This is a genomic window from Trueperella sp. HMSC08B05 (assembly GCF_001808405.1).
Classification (GTDB): Bacteria; Actinomycetota; Actinomycetes; order Actinomycetales; family Actinomycetaceae; genus Trueperella; species Trueperella bernardiae.
Genome location: NZ_KV793254.1, coordinates 1 through 6501, shown reverse-complemented (window position 1 = coordinate 6501; position 6501 = coordinate 1). Strand labels below are relative to the sequence as shown.

The following is a 6501-nucleotide window of genomic DNA, read 5'->3' as shown; positions in this document are numbered from 1 at the left end:
TATGAGGAGATCGCCCCGAAAACGTCCAGTTTTCTTTAATCCGCCGCTGTCGTCGTCGGTGAGTTCGTCGATGCCGCCCCGGCTTGGAATGTAGGGCGCCTAGGCTCTACCGGCGGCGTCAAGGGCGACCACGAGGGCATCACTAAAGGCGGCACACGTGTTTTCTTATTCCACGCCTATTCCACGGCGGGGAAAGAAAGAACCCCGGTTTCTCGGTTTTCGTTGAGATTCCGGGGTTTTGTGTGGGGTGGCTGACGGGGATTGAACCCGCGACCCCCTGGACCACAACCAGGTGCTCTACCACTGAGCTACAGCCACCATGCGCGTTGGCTTTCGCCGCGGCAACGAATTGAAACTATATCAAGCCAGGCCCCACCCCGCCTAAACGGCGGCGGTGAAGCACATCACCAGAAGGCGCGCATTTGGATGGCGTCGGCGAAGCGGGTGAGGTGGTCCTCGTCCTGGGACAGGTAGAGCTGGCCGTCGATGAGCGAGACTTCCATGACGTAGAACTCTTCCTCGGAGTCCGGCGCACCGCGCACCAGGTCCACCCGGTTGAACAGGAGGAGTTCGTCGCGGCCGGACATGTTCTTGATGTGGGCGTGCAGGGCGCGGCGGATTCGTTCGCCCCAGCGCCAAGTCTCCTCGGAGGCCTCAGTGGCGCGCACGACTTCCTCCACCACCCCGGCCTCACTGGTGTTGCGGTAGCGCGGGTGGAGCATCGGATCCTTTTCCACCTGGTAGGAGGCCAGCCCGTTGAGGTACACAAGCGAGGTCTCTCCGGCCACGTCGATGTCCTCCAGGTAGCGCTGGACCATGACGGAGCGTCCGGCGTTGAGCTCGTACTGGGCGTGGAGGATGGCTTCGCCACGGGAGGTGGCGTCAGTGGCGGTGTAGCGCCCGGTGCCTCGCCCGCCCGATGACACCGCGGGCTTGATGACGAAGTCACCGTAGGAGGGGAAGCGGGAGTGGATCTGCTGCTTGGACAGGCGCTGCTCGGGCTCGAGCCAGACGGTGGGGATGACGGGCAACCCCAGCTTCTCCAGTGCCTGCATGTAGTGCTTGTCCATGTTCCATTCCATGGTCTTCGCCGAGTTAGCGATGCGCGGCACGGAGTAGGCCCACTTCATGAACTGCCTGGGCGCCTTGGCGTAGTCGCGCACGGAGCGCACCACGGTGAGGTCGGATTGCCCCCAGTTGACCGACGGGTCGGACCAGACGGCCACCACGGGTTCAATCCCGCGATCGCGCAAGGCATCGGGAAGGCCCTGCTCGTCCTCGGACAGGTTGGGCAGATTTTCGGAGGTCGCTAGAAAAACTTTTGGTTGAGCCACGCCTGCGATTCTAATGGATTTGCCGCTCCGGCGCGCGACAACGGGGTAAGTCCGCGCCACATGACGCCATCCCTCGCCTCGCGCCCACCCCGTCGCCTCGCGGCTCTCCCACACCGGCGCCCTAGCCCGCACCGCAACCCACACCCACCAGTGGTGCCCCAGTTCACAGCGGAAATGTGCCCGATCAATTTGCGCGAAGCGCCTGTGCGGGACTACAGTAAAACATCGTTGCGCACCGCTAGCTCAACTGGCAGAGCATCTGACTCTTAATCAGAGGGTTCTGGGTTCGAGTCCCAGGCGGTGTACCAAGGAAAGGCGATCAGCTCAGGCTGGTCGCCTTTCGTATATGATAACCCGGTAGCCAACTGGGAGGATAGCCGTGGGAACCTTGCAACGCTTGTTTTGGCGCTCCACGTTTAACCCGCTCATCGTGTTCGGCGCGATTTTGTTGGCGTTCTTCGCCTTCCGGGCCAACTCCACCGAGCGCGCGATCCTCATTGTGCTCGCACTGGCCCTGCTTGCCGCCGAGTCCTGGCGCGCCGTCGCCCGAGCCCGCCGCACGAACGACGCCACTGGCGCCGCCCCCGCCGACTCGCCAACCATCGACCCCGAGACTCTCCCATGATCCTTAACCACGCCCTTGACCGTCTGGAAGATGACCACGGCCTTGACCCCTCCCCCGACTCGATCCTGGAGGCCTTCACGGACGCCTTCGAGTCCTCGGGCAAGCGGATGTACCCGCATCAGGAGGAGGCCCTCCTGCACATCGTTGCCGGCGACCACGTCATCGTCGCCACACCCACCGGCTCGGGCAAGTCGCTGATTGCCGCGCAGGCGCTTTTCGCGGGCCTGGCCACCGGCCGCACGGCCTACTACACGGCCCCACTCAAGGCGCTCGTGTCGGAGAAGTTCTTTGACCTCATCGGCCAGTTCGGCGCTCATAACGTCGGCATGATCACGGGCGATTCCTCGATCAACCCCGGCGCCCCGATCATCTGCGCCACGGCGGAGATCCTGGCCAACATCGCGTTGCGCGAGGGCGAGGAGGCGGATGTCGGCGTCGTCGTCATGGACGAATTCCACTTCTACGGCGACCCGCAGCGTGGCTGGGCCTGGCAGGTGCCGCTGCTGGAGTTGCCGCAGGCGCAGCAGATTCTGCTTTCGGCCACCTTGGGCGACACGTCGTTCTTTGTCGAGGACCTTGAGCGACGCACGGGCCGCCCAGTTTCGATCGTCGACGACGCCGTCCGCCCGGTCCCCCTGCACTTCACCTACTCCACGGAGCCGGTGAGCGAGGTGATCGAGGAGCTGGTGGCCACGCACATGGCCCCGGTGTACGTGGTGCATTTCTCGCAACGGGAGGCGGTGGCGCAGGCCCAGGCGCTGATGTCCACCTCGCTCATCTCGAGCGATCAGCGTGAACGCATCCGCGCGGCGCTCGGCAATTTCAAGTTCAGCCCGGGCTTTGGCCAGACCCTGTCGAAGATGCTGCGCAACGGCGTGGGCGTCCACCATGCCGGTCTGCTCCCCCGCTACCGCCGTCTGGTGGAAAAGCTCACCCAGGCGGGCCTGCTAGTGGTCATTTGCGGCACGGACACGCTGGGCGTGGGCATTAACGTGCCGATCCGCACGGTGCTCATCACGTCGCTGGTGAAGTTCGACGGCGCGAAGATGCGCAATCTCGGCGCGCGCGAGTTCCACCAGATCGCCGGGCGCGCGGGCCGGGCGGGATACGACACGGTGGGCTACGTCGTCGTGCAAGCGCCGGAGCACGACGTCGAAAACGCGCGGCGCCTGCGCAAGGCCGGGGATGACCCGGCGCGGATCAAGCGGGTGCAGAAGGTCAAGCCGCCGGACGGGGAGGTGTCGTGGTCGCAGAAGACGTTCGAGCGGCTGCGGGAGGCCCAGCCGGAGAAGCTGACGTCGCATTTCCGGGTCGATCACGCGATGATCCTCAACTTGCTCCAGCGCCCGGACCCGGTGCCGGCGATCGCGAAGATCCTCACCGATAATCATGAGCCGGCTACGCCGCGCAATAAGTTCGTGCGTCAGGCGCTGGATATCTACGCCTCGCTTCGCACGGCCGAGGTGATTACGCACGAGGACCGCGCCTGGCGTGCCGAGCACCCCGGCCGCCCGGCGATTCACTTTTCGAAGGACGTGCCGGACGACTTCGCCCTCAACTCCCCGCTGGCACCATTTGCGCTGGCAGCGCTCGACCTGCTCGACCCGGAGGATGCGGACTTCGCGCTCGACGTCGTCTCGGTGATGGAGGCCGTGCAGGAAAACCCCACCCCGGTGCTTGTTGCCCAGCGCAAAACCGCGCGCGGGGAGCTGATCGGCAAGCTCAAGGCCGAGGGCGTGGATTACAACGAGCGGATGGCGCTGGCTGATGAGGTCACGTGGCCGCGCCCGCTGGCGGAGCTGCTTGAGCCCGCCTTGCAGATGTATGCGAAGACGAACCCGTGGGTAGCTGGCCACGAGCTGGAGCCGAAGTCGGTGGTACGGCAGATGATCGAAGAGGGCATGACCTTCACCGAGCTCATCTCGCGCTATGACCTGGCGCGCTCGGAGGGCGTGGTGCTGCGCTACCTCACGGACACTTACCGGGCATTGCGCCAGAGCGTGCCGCACGAGTACCGCAACGACGAGGTAGAGGAGATCATCGGCTGGCTGGGGCGGCTGGTGCGCTCGATTGATTCCTCGTTGCTGGACGAGTGGGAGGCGATCGCCGACGGGCGGCTGACCCTGGACGAGATCACGGGCCTGGCGGGCGATGGCACGACTGGCGAGGAGGCCGCTTTCGGCGCGGATACGGACGGCAACATCACCTTCACGCGCAACAAGCACGCCCTGCGCACGGCCGTCCGCAACGCCATGTTCGCCCGGGTCGAGGCGCTCGACCGCGACGACTTCGGCTACCTGGCTCGGCTCGACCCCGCGTGGGACGCCGACCGCTGGGCCGACGCGATCGACCCGTACTGGGACGTCTACGCCCGGCTCGGCACCACCGCCGATTCACGCTCGGAGCGCTTCTTCTCCATCCTCGAGGACCCCTCGTATGCGGACCTGCTCCAGGCCGGCATGGGCGAAGACGAGGCCTCAGATTGGCTCGAGGGCCACAAGCCGGGCCGCCTGTGGCTGGTCATGCAGATCCTCGACGATGAGGGCTCGGCAGAGCCGGAGACCGGCGAAGCGGAGATGACGTGGGCTATGTGGGCGCTCGTGGACTTGGACGCCTCCGACGACGCCGGGGCGCTGGTTCTTCACATGATTCGGTTAGATGAGCGCTAGGAGGACCATGATCAGCGCGAACATCGATTCCGTGCGCGAGGCCATTGCCCGCGCCGAGCAGGCCGCCGGCCGAGCACCCGGCTCGGTGACTTTGCAGGTGGCGGCCAAGCATCAGCCACTGGAAAACCTGCTGGAGGCGGCCGCGTGCGGGATCACCACGTTCGGCCACAACCTGGTCCCCCAGCTCGTGGAGTCCACGGCCAAGCTCGCGGGCGCGGGCGTGCTCGCCACGCACACGGTGATCGGGCCGGTGCAGTCGAATAAGCTGCGCACGGCGATGGATCATGCGGACCGCATCGACACCGTGGACTCGGTCAAGCAGGCCGTGCGGATCGCCCGCCGCCAGGAGGCGCGCATCGATGAGGGCCTCGCCGAGGGCCCCTACCCCGTCCTCATCCAGGTCAACTCCGCGGGCGCGGACACGCAGTCGGGATGCGCGCCCGAAGAGCTCATCGACATCGCGGGGCGCATCGCCGAGCTTGGCCTCATCCGCATCGACGGGCTCATGACCATCGGCGCCCACACCACCAACGCAGCCGAGATCCACGCCTCGTTCGCCCTCACGCGCGAACTGTCTGAGCAGATGCGCAAGCTGCCGGGGCTGGAGGGCGCGGCCGAGCTGTCGATGGGTATGACCCACGATCTTCAGATCGCGGTAGCCGAGGGCTCCACGCTGGTGCGGGTGGGCACGGCCATCTTCGGCCCGCGCCCGGCCTGAGCCAGGCCCTGAGACCGGCTCTTGCGGGTCACCCCGTCACAAGTCGTGAACCTCGGGCCGACCAGGCGCCTATAGCAATCGTCAGCCGGTATATTCACGAGTTCTGTCGGGCACCCAGCCGGGCCTGGCGCGAGCGGGGACAAAAATGCGCCGGGCGAGGTAGCCCGGCGCATCCTTATGCGCGTCAGAATGTGGTCAGCCCATGGGAGCGGAAGATCTCGCGGACCAGGTCCGTGTGCTCCTTCGCGGGCGGTTGGACGTCCCTGAGCTGGTATTCCATGCCGAGCGACTCCCACTTGTCGCGCGCCATCTGATGGAAGGGCAACACCTCCACGCGGGTGAGCGTGCTGAACTCCTTCATGATTTCGGCGGCGGCCTCGATGTTGTCGACGTCGTCGGTCAGGCCCGGCACCAGCACGAAGCGGGCCCAAATCTCCTTGCCGGCGTCCGAGAGGCGGTGGCCGAAGTCGATGGTGGGCTGGAGCGCGCGGCCGGTGGTGCGCTCGTAGTAGTCGGGCAGGCCGGACTTGATGTCGAGGAGCACCAGATCGGTGTCGGCCATCATCTCGTCGCTGAGGTTGCGCCCTAGAAAGCCGGAGGTATCGATCGCGGTATGGATCCCCATCTCCTTCGCCCCACGCAACAGCTTGGCAAGGAAGGCCGGCTGCATGAGCGGCTCACCGCCGGAGAATGTCACGCCGCCGTTGGTCACCTTGAACACGGCCTTGTATCGGCCCACGCGATCCAGGATCGCCTCCGGGGTGGCGACGGTGCCCTCGCGGGCGTGGAGCGTGTCGGGATTGTGGCAGTACAGGCAGCGCAGCGGGCAGCCGGCGAAGAAGACGGTCATGCGCGTGCCCGGGCCGTCCATCGCGGTCACGAGCTCCCACGAATGCAACGAACCCAAGTCTCCGTTACGGATCGCCATGATGTGCTCATGCCGATCCATCTCCGGGGCGCGAGCGATGCCATCCAGGCCCTTGCCCGCGGCGCGCGGGATCTCCTCCTCGAGCGGGGCGGGGGCGTACTCGCCGGTGGATCCCTCTCCCACCTCAAAGTACTTGCGTGCATCAAGCTGGTGATTCGCCAATCAGTCTCCCTAAAAAGTGTGGTCGCCACGAAATGAGGGCGGGCGCGCGGGAAGGCTCCCGCGCG

Annotated in this window: 5 protein-coding genes and 2 tRNA genes; 4 read left to right on the top strand and 3 right to left on the bottom strand. The window is 65.9% G+C overall.

Annotated elements, in window-relative coordinates; genetic code table 11:
- Positions 1 to 243: 243 nt before the first annotated feature.
- A tRNA-His gene (locus tag HMPREF3167_RS06265) sits at positions 244 to 318 on the bottom strand.
- 86 nt (positions 319 to 404) lie between these two features.
- A complete protein-coding gene (locus tag HMPREF3167_RS06260) occupies positions 405 to 1334 on the bottom strand; it encodes an ATP-grasp domain-containing protein (RefSeq protein ID WP_070446119.1) in 930 nt (309 codons plus the stop codon).
- 232 nt (positions 1335 to 1566) lie between these two features.
- Between HMPREF3167_RS06260 and HMPREF3167_RS06255 the strand changes: the two genes are divergently transcribed.
- The 4 genes from HMPREF3167_RS06255 (at position 1567) to HMPREF3167_RS06240 (ending at position 5346) form a co-directional block, all read left to right on the top strand.
- Positions 1567 to 1642: transfer RNA gene (locus tag HMPREF3167_RS06255), tRNA-Lys, on the top strand.
- Positions 1643 to 1713: 71 nt separating this feature from the next.
- The gene (locus tag HMPREF3167_RS06250) at positions 1714 to 1959 is read left to right on the top strand and encodes a hypothetical protein (protein ID WP_143602133.1); all 246 of its coding nucleotides are present in this window, start codon (positions 1714 to 1716) and stop codon (positions 1957 to 1959) included.
- A complete protein-coding gene (locus tag HMPREF3167_RS06245; protein ID WP_070446117.1) occupies positions 1956 to 4628 on the top strand; it encodes a DEAD/DEAH box helicase in 2673 nt (890 codons plus the stop codon). Before HMPREF3167_RS06250 ends, HMPREF3167_RS06245 begins: the two co-directional genes overlap by 4 nt.
- A 7-nt stretch (positions 4629 to 4635) precedes the next feature.
- A complete protein-coding gene (locus tag HMPREF3167_RS06240) occupies positions 4636 to 5346 on the top strand; it encodes a YggS family pyridoxal phosphate-dependent enzyme (RefSeq protein ID WP_062614204.1) in 711 nt (236 codons plus the stop codon).
- Positions 5347 to 5530: 184 nt separating this feature from the next.
- Here the strand turns inward: HMPREF3167_RS06240 and pflA are convergent, their stop codons facing one another.
- Entirely contained in the window at positions 5531 to 6436 is a 906-nt protein-coding gene (pflA, locus tag HMPREF3167_RS06235) for a pyruvate formate-lyase-activating protein (RefSeq protein WP_070446115.1), read from the bottom strand.
- Positions 6437 to 6501 lie beyond the last annotated feature (65 nt).

Excerpts from the sequence above, each read along its gene's own strand:
- HMPREF3167_RS06245 (WP_070446117.1), top strand. The coding sequence starts at position 1,956 with ATGATCCTTAACCACGCCCTTGACCGTCTGGAAGATGACCACGGCCTT.
- HMPREF3167_RS06240 (WP_062614204.1), top strand. The coding sequence starts at position 4,636 with ATGATCAGCGCGAACATCGATTCCGTGCGCGAGGCCATTGCCCGCGCC.